The organism is Eisenbergiella sp. OF01-20 (assembly GCF_003478085.1).
Lineage (GTDB): Bacteria > Bacillota > Clostridia > Lachnospirales > Lachnospiraceae > Eisenbergiella.
In genome coordinates this window covers 23194-35879 of record NZ_QUES01000024.1, presented here as the reverse complement: position 1 = coordinate 35879, position 12686 = coordinate 23194, and the positions used below count along the sequence as shown (strand labels likewise).

Here is a 12686-nt window from a genome sequence, read left to right as displayed (position 1 = left end):
ACTAGAGTAGAGTGGACTTCCGGTCCACTCTTCTTTATTGGTTTGGCAACATACAACTGAATACAGAAAGGAACTGGTGAACGAATGTCAAAAGGCAAAGCGGCGGAAAACCGTACGGAAGAGCTGCTTGCTCCCATTGCAGAAGCAAACGGAGTGGAAATCTACGATGTGGAGTATGTAAAAGAAGGCAGTGACTGGTATCTGAGGGCTTATATCGACAAGCCGGAAGGAGTGAATATCCAGGACTGTGAAAATGTGAGCAGGGCGCTTTCCGATAAGCTGGATGAAGAGGACTTTATAGAAGAAGCGTATATCCTGGAGGTGAGCAGCCCGGGGCTTGGAAGGGCTCTTAAGAAGGATAAACATCTTGAAAAAAGCCTGGGTAAGGAAGTGGAGCTGCGGCTTTACAAGCCCAGGGATAAACAGAAAGAATTTACAGGGATCCTGAAAGCGTTTGATGCCGGCAGCGTTACTATAGAAATGGAAGCGGAGCATTCCATGGAAGCCGAGCATTCCATGGAAGCGGAGCAGTCCACGGAAGAGGAAGAAAAAGTTTTTGCAAGGTCCGAAATCGCGCTGATAAGGCTTGCATTAGATTTTTAATATTTTGGAGGTTGAAGCAATGAATAAGGAATTAATGGAAGCGCTGGACATTCTGGAAAAAGAAAAAGAAATCAGCAAAGAGACACTTTTTGAAGCGATTGAAAATTCTCTGCTTACAGCGTGCAAGAACCACTTCGGGAAAGCGGATAACGTGAAAGTGGAGATCGACCGGAAGACCTGTGATTTCCTTGTATATGCGGAAAAAGAGATTGTCGGGACACATGAGGAAGTGGAGGATGACTGTCTGCAGATAGCTCTGGAGGATGCCCTGGAGATATCCAAAAGGGCGAAAGTGGGGGATGTCATCCATGTGGAAATCAAGTCCAAGGAATTCGGACGTATCGCCACCCAGAATGCGAAAAACGTCATCCTGCAGAAAATCAGGGAAGAAGAAAGAAGCGTAATTTACAACCAGTACTTTGAAAAAGAAAAAGATGTGGTTACCGGCGTAGTACAGAGATATGTGGGTAAGAACATAAGCATTAATTTAGGAAAGGCCGATGCCCTCCTGAATGAAAGCGAACAGGTGAAGGGAGAGGTTTTCAAACCTACCGAACGGATTAAGGTATATATCCTGGAAGTGAAAAACACTCCCAAAGGCCCCCGTATCCTGGTGAGCCGTACCCATCCTGAACTGGTAAAACGACTGTTTGAATCCGAGGTTACCGAGATCAAGGACGGAACCGTTGAAATAAAGAGCATTGCCAGGGAAGCCGGAAGCCGTACGAAGATGGCCGTCTGGTCCAACAACCCCAACGTGGATGCTGTTGGAGCCTGTGTCGGTATGAACGGCGCCAGGGTAAATGCGATTGTGGATGAGCTGCGCGGCGAAAAAATTGATATTGTCAATTGGGATGAGAATCCCGGCAATCTCATTCAGAACGCGCTTTCTCCTGCAAAAATTGTAGCTGTATTTGCGGATCCGGATGAAAAGACCGCAAAGGTAGTGGTTCCTGATTACCAGCTGTCACTGGCAATTGGTAAGGAAGGGCAGAACGCCAGACTGGCTGCAAGGCTGACAGGTTATAAAATAGATATCAAGAGCGAGACGCAGGCCAAGGATGCTCCCGGTTTCCGTTACGAAGACTATCTGGATGATGATTACGACGAGGATGAGGAAGACTACGGGGAAGAGTATGGGGAAGGATTTGAGGACAGCGGCGAAGAGTATTCCGAAGAAGGCGGCGGGGAAGCCCCTGTGGAGGAAACCTTTGACGAGGAGCTGGATGAGGAGCCTTCCGGCGGGGAGCTGACAGAGGATAACGGAGAGAACTATGAATAAGAAGGTTCCCATGAGGCAATGTGTAGGCTGCGGGGAGATGAAAGGCAAAAAAGAAATGATGCGGGTCTTAAGGACTGCAGAGGGAGACATTGTCCTCGACGTGACAGGTAAAAAAAATGGAAGAGGCGCCTATCTTTGCAAATCTGCTGAATGCCTGAAAAAGGCAAGGAAAAGCAAGGGATTGGAGCGCTCCTTTAAGATGAATATTCCAAATGAAGTTTATGACAGTCTGGAAAGGGAGTTTGAGGAGTTTGAAGCAGAATAAGATTTTATCCATGCTTGGGCTCGCAACCCGTGCAGCCAAGGTGGTCAGCGGTGAATTTATGACGGAAAAGGCCGTCAAATCCGGTGCGGCCCGCCTGGTGATAGTGGGGAACGATGCCTCCGACAACACAAAGAAGAATTTCCGGAATATGTGCGAGTACTATCATGTGCCGTTCTACCTCTGCGAGACCAAAGAGGCGCTGGGACACGCGATGGGAAAGGAAATGAGGGCATCCCTGGCGGTAACAGATGACGGGTTTGCCAAAAGCCTAATCGGACATTTGGAAGAAGCCAAGTAGACGGAGGTAACAGCATGGCAAAAACGAAAATATTTGAACTTGCAAAAGAGTTGGATATACACAGTAAAGATATTCTTGCATTTCTGCAGGGCAAAGGGGTGGAGGCGAAAGCCGCCCAGAGTTCTGTGGAAGAAGATGCAGCAGTGATGGTAAAGAAACATTTTGGTAAAAGCGAAGGAGAAAAACGCATAGTGGAAGATGCATCCATGAAGACGACAGGCGTTACGCCGGAAAAGAAAACAGAAAGCACACAGAGCGGCAGTCATGAAAAGGCCCAGGAGCATGCGCCGGCAGCACCCCAGTCCCATGAGGCCGGCGGCGACGGAAAAGAAAAAGCAGGAGATGCGCCTGTAAAGAAAAAGAAAAATATTATCTTTGTGAGCAATCCCCATAACAGCAAAATGCAGTCCGGCGGCCAGAGACAGCCCCAGGGCGGGAATAAAGGCGGGACAGCTGGAAATACTGGAGACAGAAGGGGCGGGAACGGTCACTCCTCCAATAATAACAGCGGCAGAGGCGGTGCGGGCGGCGCGTCCTATGGAAACCGCGGAAATAACAACGCGGGATCTGCAGGCAGGCAAAACGGAAACCGTCAGAACGGCAACCAGAACCGTTCTTCAGGAAGGATCGGTTTTGAACAGCCTAAGCTGATCAAGCCCCTTACCAAGCCTTCCCAGCCCCAGATGCCGGATGAAAGGCTGGAAGAGCAGCGCAGACGCGCCGAGGCGGCGGAAAGAGCTGCCAGGGAACAGAAGGCAAGAGAAGAAAAAGCAGCCGCAGAAAGAGCGGCAAGGGCTGAGCGGAATGAAAACAGGAATGATACAAGGCCGGAAAGAACGGCGGACAGCAGACAGGATAGGCCGCAGGGAAACCGCCCGTCAAACGAAGGCAGAACAAACAGCTATTCGGACAGGACACAGTCCAGAGGCCCCAGGACAGACAGACCGCAGGGCAGCCGTCCGGATACAAGGGGACCCAGAAACGACAGGCCCCAGGGCAGACCCGGCGAAGGACAGAGCCGTCCCGGTTATGGCGGCGGCCAGAGGCCTGGCCAGGGCTTTAACCGTAATGCGAACGGCGGCCGTCCTGGTACAAACAGCGGCCGTCCTGGCGGAAATAGTGACCGTCCTCAGGGAGAACGTACGCAGGGTGCGGGACGAGGGACGGACAATAAATTCAGAAAGCCTGCTCCGGGCAAGGGCTTTGTTCCGGAAAGCCCCATTAAAGAAGGGGAGAAGCACAGGGATGAAGAAAAACGCCGCAGCAGCCAGGAAAGAGATAAACGTTCCAAAAAGGATCTTATCTACGAAGAGGACGGCGCAGCAAAGAACAAACTGAAAAACAAGCCCGGCAGATTTATCAAGCCCGAACCTGTCAAAGAAGAGGTACAGGAAGAGCAGATTAAGGTTATTACCGTGCCGGAAACCATCACCATCAAGGAACTGGCGGAAAAGATGAAGCTGCAGCCTGCTGCAATCATTAAAAAGCTGTTCCTGGAAGGCAAGATCGTAACCCTTAACCAGGAAATTGCTTACGAAGATGCCGAAAATATTGCCATCGACTATGATATTATCTGCGAAAGAGAAATCAAGGTGGATGTGATTGAAGAACTGCTGAAAGAGGACGAGGAAAATGAAGACGATATGATATCCAGACCGCCGGTTATCTGCGTAATGGGCCATGTCGATCACGGTAAAACCTCCCTTCTTGACGCTATCCGCAAAACCAATGTAACAGACAGGGAAGCGGGCGGCATCACCCAGCATATCGGCGCTTATACCGTGCAGATAAACGGGCAGAAGATCACCTTCCTGGATACTCCCGGACATGAAGCATTTACCGCTATGCGTATGCGCGGTGCCAATTCCACGGATATCGCTGTTCTGGTAGTGGCGGCGGATGACGGCGTAATGCCCCAGACCGTAGAGGCCATTAACCATGCCAAGGCGGCGGGGATTGAGATTATTGTTGCCGTTAATAAAATGGATAAACCCAATGCAAATATCGACAGAGTGAAACAGGAACTGGCAGAATATGAACTCATCCCGGAAGAATGGGGCGGAAGCACCGTATTCGCCCAGGTATCTGCCAAGACAGGGGAAGGCATCAGCCAGCTGCTGGAAATGATTCTGCTGACCTCGGAAATCATGGAACTGAAAGCCAACCCCAACAGACAGGCAAGAGGCCTTGTTATCGAAGCGGAACTGGATAAGGGCCGCGGGCCGGTGGCAACCGTTCTGGTACAGAAGGGTACCCTCCATGTGGGCGACTTTATTTCCGCGGGGGCATGCCATGGTAAAGTAAGGGCGATGATAGACGATAAGGGCAGAAGGGCAAAAGAAGCAGGACCCTCCACTCCTGTGGAAATCCTGGGACTTTCCGATGTGCCCAATGCAGGAGAAGTATTCCTGTCCCATGAGAATGATAAAGAAGCCCGTACCTATGCGGAAACCTTTATTGCACAGAATAAAGAAAAGAAACTGGAAGAAACGAAAGCCAAGATGTCTCTGGATGATCTGTTCAGCCAGATCCAGGAAGGTAACCTGAAAGAGCTTAACCTGATCATCAAGGCAGACGTACAGGGCAGCGTGGAGGCGGTAAAACAGAGCCTTCTGAAGCTGACTAACGAAGAAGTGGTGGTGAAATGCATCCACGGCGGTGTCGGTGCCATCAATGAATCCGACGTTACCCTGGCGGCAACCTCCAATGCCATTATTATCGGCTTTAACGTACGCCCGGATGCTACGGCCAAGGCTACTGCCGAGAGAGAAGGCGTGGATATCCGCCTCTACAGAGTTATTTACCAGGCTATCGAGGATATTGAAGCGGCAATGAAAGGTATGCTGGATCCCGTATTCGAGGAGAAGGTTATCGGACACGCGGAGGTACGCCAGATTTTCAAGGCTTCCGCAGTGGGAAATATTGCCGGCGCCTATGTGCTTGACGGTGAGTTCAAGAGAGATTGCAAGGTGAGGATTACCAGAGACAAGGATCAGATTTATGAAGGTACTCTGGCAAGTCTCAAACGTTTTAAAGATGATGTCAAGGAAGTCCGTTCCGGTTATGAATGCGGTCTTGTATTCGACGGCTTTGATCAGATTCAGGAAGGCGATATCGTGGAAGCCTACATTATGGTGGAGGTTCCCAGGTAAGAGCCGGCCTGTCTGCCGGAGGGCAGCCCTTACAGGTAGGAGTTGCTATGAAAAAAAACAGTGTAAAGAATACCCGGATTAATACGGAAGTGCAGAAGGTGCTCGCCGAAACAATCCGGGGGGAAATAAAGGATCCCCGGATTGCCCCCCTCACCTCCGTGGTGGCGGTGGAGGTGTCCCCGGATTTAAAGACGTGCAAGGCATGGATCAGTGTCCTGGGTGACGAAGATGCCCGGAAGGAAACGCTGGCTGGCTTAAGAAGCGCCTCCGGCTTTATAAAAAGCAGGCTGGCAAAGGAAATTAATCTGCGGATTACGCCGGAAATCCAGTTTATCATGGATCAGTCCATTGCCTATGGAGTAAATATGTCCCATAAGATTGACGAGGTAATGGGCGGACAGGATGCGGGTTCCCAAGAGGAATAAGCATCCCTTGCCGCTTTGGCAGGGAGGATTACTATGAAGCTTTTGGAAGAATGTAAACAGGCGAAGAGAATCGGTATCAGCGGACATATCCGGCCGGACGGAGATTGCGTCGGTTCCTGCATGGGCCTTTACCTTTATTTGAAAAAGGTAAGGCCGGATGCTCATATCCGCGTTTTCCTGGAAAAACCGGCTGATATATTCCGTTGTATCCGCGGCGTGGAAGAGATAAACAGTGATTTTGGGGAACAGGAAGCGTTTGATGTGTTCTTCTGTCTTGATACCGCCGCTGACCGCCTGGGGGGAGCAGAAGAGTATTTCCATGCGGCAGCCAAAAAAATTAATATTGACCATCATGTGAGCAACAGCGGCTGCGGGGATGTGAATTATGTGATACCGGAAGCCAGTTCCACCAGTGAGCTGATATATAATCTGATTGACGGGGAAGAGTTGGACGGGGAAATAGCCAAGGCGCTGTATATCGGTATTATCCATGACACCGGAGTGTTCCAGTATTCCAATACATCCCCGGAGACGCTGCAGGCGGCGGCGCGTCTGATATCCTTTGGGTTTGATTTCAGCCGTCTGATTGAAGAAACCTTCTATGAGAAAACGTACCTGCAGACGCAGATCCTGGGGCGTGCCCTTCTGGAAAGCATCCGTTTTATGGATGGGAATTGCGTGGTGAGCGTGCTGGATAAAAAGACCATGGAATTTTACGGCGCCTCTTCCCAGGATCTGGAAGGCATTGTCAGTCAGCTGCGCAGCATAAAGGGTGTGGAATGTGCGGTATTCATGTATCAGACAGGGGTTTTGGAATATAAGGTCAGCATGCGTTCCGGCGGACGGATCAATGTTTCCCGGATCGCTTCCTACTTCGGCGGAGGCGGCCATGTGAGGGCGGCGGGCTGTACCATGAACGGAACCAGCCACGATGTGATCAATAACCTTTCCTTACATATCGAAAAACAATTTATTGAGGAGCAGGACACATGATAAACGGCATTCTGAATGTCTATAAAGAAGCGGGCTATACCTCCCACGATGTGGTGGCAAAGCTGCGCGGCATATGCAGGCAGAAGAAAATCGGCCATACAGGTACCCTGGATCCGGATGCGGTCGGGGTACTTCCTGTTTGTCTGGGAAATGCCACCAGACTCTGTGATATGCTTACGGATAAAAGCAAGGAATATGAAGCGGTGCTCCTTCTGGGGAAGGTGACGGATACCCAGGATATTTCAGGAAAGGTGCTGGAAGAGCATCCTGTGCCCGCAGAAGAGGAAAAGGCTGTGGAGGCTGTTCTTTCTTTTCTGGGAAAATATGAGCAGATACCTCCCATGTATTCGGCATTGAAGGTCAACGGGAAAAAACTCTATGAGCTGGCCCGGGCCGGAAAAGAAGTAGAACGGGCGGGCCGTCCGGTGGAAATCAGACAGATAGAAATCCTTTCCGCAGCGCTTCCCGAAATAACCTTCCGGGTGGTATGCTCCAAAGGGACCTATATCCGCACCCTCTGCCATGATATCGGCGCAAGACTGGGCTGCGGGGGAACCATGAAAAGCCTGAAACGGACGAGAGTGGGGCTATTTACTATTGATAATGCCCTGCGGCTTGATGAACTGGAAAAGCTTGCCCATGAGGACAGGCTGGAGGAACAGGTGATTCCGGTGGAGGCCATGTTCGCGGAGCTGCCTTCGGTCACAATACAGAATCCCTTCCGCCGTCTGCTGGAAAATGGGAATGCTTTCTATCCCGAACAGATCCGGGAAGAAAGGGAAGCGGTTGACGGCGTGCGGGTGAAAGTGTATGATATGGAAGGACGTTTTTATGGAATTTTTGCCTATTCGGATGAAAAAGGACGGTATCAGCCGGTAAAGATGTTTTTATAAGAGAAATGATACCAGGCGTGGATTAAAAGAATGCAGATTATAGCAGGAACGACAGAATTTAAGTGGGAACAGCATACGGCGGTGGCAATCGGGAAATTTGACGGAATCCACCAGGGGCACAGAAAACTTCTGGCCCAGATTATCAAGGCGAAGGAGGACGGGCTTGCAGCCACAGTATTTACCTTTGATCCGCCGCCTTCCGTTTTCTTCTCGGGAAAACCCCAGGCGGAGCTTACCACAAAAGAAGAAAAAAGGCGGCTTTTTGAGCGGATGGGTGTCGATCTGCTCATTGAATTTCCCATGAATGCACAGACGGCTGCCATGCCTCCGGAGATTTTTGTGAGCCGGGTTCTTCACGGGCAGCTGGGGGCGCGGTTCATAGCTGCCGGTACGGATCTTTCCTTTGGAGACAGAGGAAAAGGAGACTGGCATCTGTTAAAGGCCATGGCGGATAAAATGGGCTATCAGGTGCAGGTGATCGATAAAATCATGTATGGAAGCCGGGAGATCAGTTCCACCTTTGTCAGGGAAGAGATTCTGAAGGGGAATATGGAACTGGCGGAAAAGCTTCTGGGTGCTCCTTTCGGGGTGTCCGGGACCGTAAAACACGGGAAAAGGCTGGGAAGGACGCTGGGTATGCCTACGGTAAACCTCCTGCCTCCCAGGGACAAACTCCTTCCGCCGAAAGGGGTGTACCTCTCCCTCGTTTGCGTCAAAGGAGTCCTGCATGAAGGAATTACTAATATCGGCTGCAGGCCCACCGTGAGCAACAGCGGCCAGATGAGTGTGGAAACCTACCTTTATGATTTTGATAAAGAGATTTACGGGGAATATGTGGAAGTATCCCTTCTTTCCTTCTGCCGGCCGGAAAAGAAGTTTTCCGGCGTGGAAGAGTTAAAAGAAAATATGGCCCGGGATATCGATGCGGGCAGGAAGTATTGGGAAAGCCGGAAAGCTGTCCGCCCCCTATTTTGACAAAATTCGTTATTAGACTTGTATCTTTCTTAAGAATCCCTTAAAATATATGTAAAGTGTGTGTAAATAAAATGCAAAATCTATGTATATTGTAAACCCAGGAGAAAAGGCCGAAAGGCCTTTTTCGCAGGGTGGGAAGGAATCAGACGAAAGATGAGTATAGGTGCGATGCTGTTGTCGATGGCCGGAGGACTGGGCTTGTTTCTGTTTGGTATGCGGCTGATGAGCGAGAGTATTGAGAAGGCGGCAGGAGCCAAGCTGAGGGGCATCCTGGAGATGTTTACCACAAACCGTTTTCTGGGTATGCTGGTAGGTATTATTTTTACGGCGGTGATCCAGTCATCCTCAGCGTGTACGGTCATGGTAGTCAGCTTCGTTAATTCGGGACTGATGAATTTGTATCAGGCTGCAGGAGTTATTTTTGGTGCGAATATCGGTACCACGGTAACCTCACAGCTCGTATCTTTTAACCTTTCTGAAATAGCTCCGGTTTTCCTGCTTGCGGGAATTTTGGGTGTTATGTTCTGCAAACGGCAGAATATCGTCAAGATCTGCCATATAGTCCTTGGGTTCGGCGTATTATTCATGGGGTTATCGGGAATGTCAAGCGCCATGTCGGGTATGCGGGATATGCCTGAAATTGTCCATATTCTTTCTTCCCTGACCAGCCCTATGCTTGCCATTCTGGTAGGAACCGTCCTGACGGCAGTGATCCAAAGCTCCTCCGTGACCGTAAGCATTGTGCTGCTCATGGCAAACCAGGGACTTCTTGAACTCCCCATCTGCCTCTTTATTGTTTTGGGCTGCAATATCGGCGCCTGCACCTCGGCGCTTCTGGCCTCCCTGAACGGAAAGAAGGACGCCAAACGGGCGGCTATGATACATTTCCTGTTCAATGTAATAGGGACCGCACTCATGTATCTGATCCTGAAGCTGGCCATGAATCCCGTCATGGATATGCTGCATCTGGTATCCGGTACCAATTCGGGCCGTTTTGTTGCCAATGCCCATACTATCTTTAAAATATTCCAGGTTATTGCTCTGTTCCCCTTTGCCGGCCTTATCGTAAAACTCACCTATGTCTTTGTGCCCGGCGAGGATGCCAGGATGGACGACAGGGACAATTTTACCCTGAAATATATCGGGGACAAAACGGTATTCAACCCGGCAACAGCAGTGGTGGAGGTGGATAAGGAACTGAACCGTATGGCGACCCTCGCCTCCGACAACCTCAACCGTGCCATGAATGCCCTGATTACCCTGGATGACGAGGATATTGAAACCGTTTATTCGGTGGAAAAGAATATTAATTTCCTGAACCATGCCATTACCAATTATCTGGTAAAAATCAACCAGACAACCCTTCCTATCGAAGACCAGAAGAGCATCGGCGCTCTATTCCATATTGTAAATGACATCGAAAGAATCGGTGATCATGCGGAAAATGTAGCGGATGCGGCGAAAAAAAGAAAAGAAACCGGTGTGGGCTTCAGCAGGGAAGCACAGCATGAACTGGGAGAAATGCTGGATATGGTCAATACCATAATCCGTTTTGCCGTGGAAATGTTTTCCACCGGGTCCGATGAACTGGCAGAAAATGTGGAACAGCTGGAGGATGCCATTGATGAGAAGGAACGGGAGATCCAGAAATCCCATATTGAACGTATGACCAAAAATCTTTGTACGCCGGAAGCGAGTATGATATTTTCCGATGTGGTCAGCGGCCTGGAAAGAGTGGCGGATCATGCCACCAATATCGCCTTTGCCATGGATAATACAGAATATGAAGTGAGTAAGGCGGTGTAAAAGGATGTGTGACATGCGGCCGGCAATGATAGAGAAAGCACCTGGAATCCCGTAAAAAGTGATTTTTACGGGATTCCAGCAATTTCCTGTAAAATTAAGGAATTGGGAATTGACAGAAGGGACGGATTTGCATATAATACAGTTGTAATAATATTGTAACAATTTGAAAGGAATCTGTAAAAAGTTCCGTACAGACCGGACGGAATGAGTACATAGCAGGAAAACAGGAGATATATTTTATGTTAAAAGGAACAAAAGCAATCGGCATGTTGGCGGCGGGAATCGTATTATATACGGGAATGACAATTTCGGCAACAGAAACCGGGAACGCGCTGGTGCCTTCTGCAGGTGTGGGCGAGATCCTGGAAGCGAATGTGAAGGAAGAAGAATATCTGGCGGCTGCAGAAGAAGCCAAGGTGGAACGGAAAGCGATATACGGCTTCAGCAACCTGGGGATTGCCAATGTTTCCAATTATCTGAATGTAAGAGAAGATCCCAGCGAGGACGGCAAACTGGTCGGCAAAATGAGCAAGAACAGCGGCTGTGAGGTGCTGGAGATAAAAGACGGATGGGCGCATATCAAGTCCGGCAAGGTTACCGGCTACGTTAAGTCCGAGTTTCTGCTCACAGGGCAGGAAGCCAGGGACAGGGCGGATAAGGTGGCTGCGGATATGGCGGTATGTAATTCGGGAGGCCTGCGGGTAAGACAGGAGGCCAGCACGGAAAGCCCGGTTATAACTCTGGTTGCCGAAGGCGAAGAACTGGAGGTAGTGGAGCAGCTGGACGGATGGGTGAAGATCATGCTGGATGATGAGGAAGCCTATGTATCCGCTGATTATGTGAATATTGCAAAGAAACTGGACAGAGCCGTTACACAGACCGAGCTGAAATATGGCAAGGGCGTTTCCAATGTCCGTGTTGATTTGGTTAATTATGCGAAGCAGTTCCTGGGAAATCCTTATGTTTGGGGAGGCGTGAGCCTGACCAAAGGCGCAGACTGCTCCGGATTTACCATGAGTGTATTTAAGAATTACGGGGTATCCCTGCCTCATTCCTCCGCTTCCCAGAGCACGATGGGAACCAAGGTGAGCCTTTCTGAGGCGATGCCCGGTGATTTGGTTTTCTACGCACAGAACGGAAGAGTGAACCATGTGGCTATATATATCGGAAACGGACAGGTTATCCATGCCAGCAATCCCCGTTCCGGCATCAAAATCTCCAATGTGAGCTATCGTACGCCTTATGCGGTGAAGCGGGTTCTCAGCCAGTAACTCGGATGCGGTAACGTTTCAGACTTGTCTGGACTGTTACAAGACGGGTTAAAAGGAAAGATAGGTTAAAATAAGAAAAGAGTTTACAAGAGCAGGATGCATGTGTTATACTTTCCTAGTATGAAATCCAGCCGGTACCCAGATGCAGGACACTCCGACCCCATCCTGGTATCAGGCGGTTACCAATTTAAGGAGGAACACACATGATTTCCAAAGAAAAGAAAACAGCAATTATCACTGAGTATGCAAGATGCGAAGGCGACACCGGTTCACCGGAGGTACAGATCGCAGTCTTGACAGAAAGAATCAAAGAGCTTACCGAGCATCTGAAGAGCAACCCGAAGGATCATCATTCCAGAAGAGGTCTGCTTAAGATGGTTGGCCAGAGAAGAGGCCTTCTGGATTATCTGAAAGGCAAGGATATCGAAAGATACCGTTCTCTGATTGAAAAACTGGGAATCAGAAAATAATGCTGCAAATCAAGGCGGATTTGGCTTCGGGATTGCCTGGAGCCTTCCGCCTTATTGTACGGTGAAGGGAAATTCCGGGCCGTACAACGGGCGCATCCTTATATGGAGGGCGCTTTCTGCTATCTCAGGCCGGAAGAGTGCTTCCGAGACCACTGACAAGGGTATTTGCCCCGTATGGCCGGGCAAGTGGTTTTGTCAGTAGTTTCGGCATCTTCTGCCTGGACGGCACATCATTAAAGATCAGTTCAGAAAA

Annotated in this window: 12 protein-coding genes; all 12 read left to right on the top strand. The window is 49.8% G+C overall.

All coding sequences use genetic code 11. The annotated features are described in order from the left end of the window. Positions 1-84: 84 nt before the first annotated feature. The 12 genes from rimP to rpsO all read left to right on the top strand — a co-directional run bounded on the left by rimP (position 85) and on the right by rpsO (position 12433). Positions 85-603, top strand: a complete 519-nt coding sequence (rimP, locus tag DXA36_RS22285) for a ribosome maturation factor RimP (protein WP_118681655.1) — start codon at positions 85-87, stop codon at positions 601-603. Positions 604-622: 19 nt separating this feature from the next. Beyond that, complete coding sequence (gene nusA, locus DXA36_RS22280; RefSeq protein WP_118681654.1) at positions 623-1885, top strand: transcription termination factor NusA; 1263 nt, start codon at positions 623-625, stop codon at positions 1883-1885. Next, positions 1878-2150, top strand: coding sequence for an RNase P modulator RnpM (gene rnpM, locus DXA36_RS22275; protein ID WP_118681653.1), 273 nt, complete (start codon positions 1878-1880; stop codon positions 2148-2150). The genes nusA and rnpM overlap by 8 nt, the downstream gene beginning before the upstream one ends. After that, positions 2137-2448: a L7Ae/L30e/S12e/Gadd45 family ribosomal protein gene (locus DXA36_RS22270; RefSeq protein ID WP_118681652.1), complete on the top strand. Its 312-nt coding sequence runs from the start codon at positions 2137-2139 to the stop codon at positions 2446-2448. The genes rnpM and DXA36_RS22270 overlap by 14 nt, the downstream gene beginning before the upstream one ends. A gap of 14 nt (positions 2449-2462) precedes the next feature. After that, a complete protein-coding gene (gene infB / locus DXA36_RS22265; RefSeq protein WP_118681651.1) occupies positions 2463-5600 on the top strand; it encodes a translation initiation factor IF-2 in 3138 nt (1045 codons plus the stop codon). Positions 5601-5647: 47 nt separating this feature from the next. Next, positions 5648-6025, top strand: a complete 378-nt coding sequence (rbfA, locus tag DXA36_RS22260; protein WP_118681650.1) for a 30S ribosome-binding factor RbfA — start codon at positions 5648-5650, stop codon at positions 6023-6025. 33 nt (positions 6026-6058) lie between these two features. Next, on the top strand, positions 6059-7018 hold the full coding sequence (locus DXA36_RS22255) for a DHH family phosphoesterase (RefSeq protein WP_118681649.1): 960 nt from the start codon (positions 6059-6061) through the stop codon (positions 7016-7018). Next, complete coding sequence (truB, locus tag DXA36_RS22250) at positions 7015-7911, top strand: tRNA pseudouridine(55) synthase TruB (RefSeq protein WP_118681648.1); 897 nt, start codon at positions 7015-7017, stop codon at positions 7909-7911. Before DXA36_RS22255 ends, truB begins: the two co-directional genes overlap by 4 nt. 30 nt (positions 7912-7941) lie before the next feature. Then, a complete protein-coding gene (locus DXA36_RS22245) occupies positions 7942-8886 on the top strand; it encodes a bifunctional riboflavin kinase/FAD synthetase (RefSeq protein WP_118681647.1) in 945 nt (314 codons plus the stop codon). Positions 8887-9039: 153 nt separating this feature from the next. Beyond that, positions 9040-10692: a Na/Pi cotransporter family protein gene (locus DXA36_RS22240; RefSeq protein WP_118681646.1), complete on the top strand. Its 1653-nt coding sequence runs from the start codon at positions 9040-9042 to the stop codon at positions 10690-10692. Positions 10693-10931: 239 nt separating this feature from the next. Continuing rightward, positions 10932-11963, top strand: coding sequence for a C40 family peptidase (locus DXA36_RS22235; protein ID WP_118681645.1), 1032 nt, complete (start codon positions 10932-10934; stop codon positions 11961-11963). Between the two features lie 203 nt (positions 11964-12166). Continuing rightward, the gene (rpsO, locus tag DXA36_RS22230; RefSeq protein WP_118681644.1) at positions 12167-12433 is read left to right on the top strand and encodes a 30S ribosomal protein S15; all 267 of its coding nucleotides are present in this window, start codon (positions 12167-12169) and stop codon (positions 12431-12433) included. Positions 12434-12686 lie beyond the last annotated feature (253 nt).

What these genes read in the sequence shown, in the direction of transcription:
- rpsO (WP_118681644.1), top strand. Translation starts at nt 12,167, where the DNA reads ATGATTTCCAAAGAAAAGAAAACAGCAATTATCACTGAGTATGCAAGA.
- rimP (WP_118681655.1), top strand. Translation starts at nt 85, where the DNA reads ATGTCAAAAGGCAAAGCGGCGGAAAACCGTACGGAAGAGCTGCTTGCT.
- DXA36_RS22235 (WP_118681645.1), top strand. Translation starts at nt 10,932, where the DNA reads ATGTTAAAAGGAACAAAAGCAATCGGCATGTTGGCGGCGGGAATCGTA.
- DXA36_RS22255 (WP_118681649.1), top strand. Translation starts at nt 6,059, where the DNA reads ATGAAGCTTTTGGAAGAATGTAAACAGGCGAAGAGAATCGGTATCAGC.
- infB (WP_118681651.1), top strand. Translation starts at nt 2,463, where the DNA reads ATGGCAAAAACGAAAATATTTGAACTTGCAAAAGAGTTGGATATACAC.
- rnpM (WP_118681653.1), top strand. Translation starts at nt 1,878, where the DNA reads ATGAATAAGAAGGTTCCCATGAGGCAATGTGTAGGCTGCGGGGAGATG.
- rbfA (WP_118681650.1), top strand. Translation starts at nt 5,648, where the DNA reads ATGAAAAAAAACAGTGTAAAGAATACCCGGATTAATACGGAAGTGCAG.
- DXA36_RS22245 (WP_118681647.1), top strand. Translation starts at nt 7,942, where the DNA reads ATGCAGATTATAGCAGGAACGACAGAATTTAAGTGGGAACAGCATACG.
- DXA36_RS22240 (WP_118681646.1), top strand. Translation starts at nt 9,040, where the DNA reads ATGAGTATAGGTGCGATGCTGTTGTCGATGGCCGGAGGACTGGGCTTG.
- nusA (WP_118681654.1), top strand. Translation starts at nt 623, where the DNA reads ATGAATAAGGAATTAATGGAAGCGCTGGACATTCTGGAAAAAGAAAAA.
- truB (WP_118681648.1), top strand. Translation starts at nt 7,015, where the DNA reads ATGATAAACGGCATTCTGAATGTCTATAAAGAAGCGGGCTATACCTCC.